Raw genomic sequence first — 2,552 nt, forward strand, 5'->3', positions numbered from 1 at the left:
GTAAGCGTCCGGCCTGGGCCGCAGGCTGAGGGGATGAGCGAGGGCTCCTGGCTATCCTCGCTCAGGAGGCTTGGCGAGGATCGGCGTGGCCTCGGCACCAGTTCCACGGCAGCAGCTCGCGGAGCCGGCTTTGTGGCATGGCGGCGATGCGGGCGAGCGTGTCGGCAAGCCAAGCCTGGGGGTCGACATCGTTGAGCTTTGCCGTCTGGATCAGCGTCGCCATGGCGGCGGCTCGCTCGGCGCCGCGATCAGAACCGGCGAAGAGCCAGGCTTTGCGCCCCAAGGCGAAGCCGCGCAGGGCGCGCTCGGCGGCGTTGTTCGACAGACAGATGCGCCCATCGTCGAGGAAGGCCGAGAAGCGGTCGAAGCGCTTGAGCAGGTAGTCGATGGGCTTGGCGACCGAGGACGCGCGAGAGAGCCCGCCCCGCTGCTCGCCGAGCCAGCATTGAAGCTCGTTGACCACAGGCTTGCTGCGCTCCTGGCGGACACGCTGGCGCTCCGCGGTGCAAAGGCCATTGATCTCGCGCTCGATGGCGAAGAGGAGGTCGATACGCCTGACTGCCTCCAGCGCGATCGGCGAGACGGGCACGGCGTTCGATCCGCGCCGGGCCTTCCCGGCCAGGTCGGCAAGTTCGAAGAAGCCGCGGCGGGCGTGTGACCAGCACAGCGCGGATGTGACCGGCCCGGCCGGACGCGTGGGATCATACAGTCCGTTGTAACCGCCATAGGCATCGGCCTGAAGGATGCCCCGCCAGCCCGCGAGGTGCACGTCCGGATGCTCCTGCCGTCTGTCGCGCGAGGCAAAGTAGAGGGCCGCCGGCGGATCGGCGCCGCCGAAGGGACGATCGTCGCGCACATAGGTCCAGATCCGGCCCGTGTCGGTCTTGCCCTTGGCCAGGATCGGCATCGTGGTGTCGTCGGCGTGCAGTCGCTGCGCCGCCATGACGTGCCCGGCGATCAGCTCATGCAGCGGCTTCAGCGCCGCGGTCACCGCACCGACCTGATCGGCCAGCGTCGAGACGGAGAGATCGATACCTTCGCGAGCGTATCTCTCGCTCTGGCGGTTTAACGGCTGATGCTGCCCGAACTTCTCGAACAGGATTGTCGCTAGCAGGTTTGGCCCCATGAAGCCGCGCGGCGTCACATGGAAAGGCGCTGGCGGCTGAGTGATAGCCTCGCATTGGCGGCAGGTGAACCTCTCGCGGACCGTTTGGATCACCTTCCAGGAGCGCGGGACGATCTCCAGAGTTTCGGTGACGTCCTCTCCGAGCTTCGACAGCTTCATCGAGCCGCAGCAGGGACAGTTGGTCGGCGCCGGCACGACGACGCGCTCCCGCGGCAGGTGCTCAGGGAAGGGCTTGCGCACGGGTCTCCGGCGTGGAGCGGGCGCCGGCAGAGATGCTAGGCGCGCACTCTCCCGCGCCGCGATCTCGTCCTCGCTCGCCCTGGCCTCCAGCTCCTCGAGCTGGAGCTCCATCTGGTCGATAAGCCGCGCCGTGCGCTCGGAGCGCTGGCCGTAAAGCTCGCGCCGGAGCTTCTCGATGGTCAGCTTGAGGTGGGCGATGACGGCCTCGACGGAGGAAGCTGCGGCCTCGGCCTCGATCCGCCTGGCGCGTTCGGCCAGGATCATCGCATGCGCCGCCGCCAGATCGGCGGGCAGCGAAGGCGATGCGGCGGGCGTGCTCATGGGAGGGATGGAATCACAGCCCATTGCAAACGCAAGGCAAAAACGTCAACCGACCGAGGTCGGACGCCAAGCCTCCACCGGGTTGCGCCAGTCGATCCCGGAGAGAAGATAGCCCATCTGCGCCGGCGAGATCGCCACCACCCCATCCGCCGGCGAGGGCCAGAGGAAGCGGCCGCGCTCCAGTCGACGCACGTACAGGTTCGCCGCCTGCCCGTCGTGCCAGATGATCTTGACGAGGTCGCCGCGCCGCCCGCGGAAACAGAAGATATGGCCGCCGAGCGGGTCGCGCCTCAGGACCTCCTGCACCTGCAGCGCCAGAGAGGCGAAGCCCTTGCGCATGTCCGTGTGGCCTGTCGCCAGCCACACCTTCACGCCAACCGGGACAGGGATCATCGCGCCCTCAAGGCGGCGATCGCTTCGCGCAGCGTCCGGCCATCCACCTCGCCTTCCAGCCGCAGCCGGTCGCCCGAAGCCAGTTCAATCTCGATGCGGCTCTCGCGACGGGCCCTGCGCTTACGCGGGGATGGTTCGTCCGGGGGTGACGCGGGCTCCTCCGCTGCTGGCTCGACCGTCACCGGCAGGAAGGCCGGTGGCGCAGGTGCGATGCGTTCGCACAATTGCTTGCGCCAGCGGAAAAGCTGGCTCACGTGCAGCCCGGCCGCTCGGGCAACCTCGGAGGCCGAAGCCCCGGGCTCCAGCGCCAGAGCTACCAGCCGTTCCTTCTCGGCCCGCGGCCAGCGCCGCCGGCGCTCCACCGAGGTGATCACCTCCACTCGCGACAGGGTCAAATGACTACTCCTAGGATTATCCCTAGGACTTCACGTCAGCGCCTCAACCCGCAAGGCGGCCCGCGCCGGAGGGGTAC

3 protein-coding genes are annotated in these 2,552 nt (G+C 68.4%); all 3 read right to left on the reverse strand.

Annotated elements, in window-relative coordinates:
- Nucleotides 1-61 precede the first annotated feature (61 nt).
- From tnpC to tnpA, 3 genes are read right to left on the reverse strand one after another with little or no spacing between them, the layout of a single operon-like run.
- Nucleotides 62-1,687, reverse strand: coding sequence for an IS66 family transposase (gene tnpC, locus ABLE91_RS28845; RefSeq protein ID WP_510182015.1), 1,626 nt, complete (start codon nucleotides 1,685-1,687; stop codon nucleotides 62-64).
- A gap of 45 nt (nucleotides 1,688-1,732) precedes the next feature.
- The gene (gene tnpB, locus ABLE91_RS28850) at nucleotides 1,733-2,080 is read right to left on the reverse strand and encodes an IS66 family insertion sequence element accessory protein TnpB (RefSeq protein WP_282643112.1); all 348 of its coding nucleotides are present in this window, start codon (nucleotides 2,078-2,080) and stop codon (nucleotides 1,733-1,735) included.
- Nucleotides 2,077-2,475 (reverse strand): IS66-like element accessory protein TnpA, encoded by a 399-nt coding sequence (tnpA, locus tag ABLE91_RS28855; RefSeq protein WP_348936000.1) that lies wholly within the window; start codon nucleotides 2,473-2,475, stop codon nucleotides 2,077-2,079. The genes tnpB and tnpA overlap by 4 nt, the downstream gene beginning before the upstream one ends.
- Nucleotides 2,476-2,552 lie beyond the last annotated feature (77 nt).

This window comes from Aquabacter albus (assembly GCF_040049275.1).
GTDB lineage: Bacteria > Pseudomonadota > Alphaproteobacteria > Rhizobiales > Xanthobacteraceae > Aquabacter.

Coding starts and splice junctions, on each gene's coding strand:
- tnpC (WP_510182015.1), bottom strand. CDS start 1,687: ATGAGCACGCCCGCCGCATCGCCTTCGCTGCCCGCCGATCTGGCGGCG.
- tnpB (WP_282643112.1), bottom strand. CDS start 2,080: ATGATCCCTGTCCCGGTTGGCGTGAAGGTGTGGCTGGCGACAGGCCAC.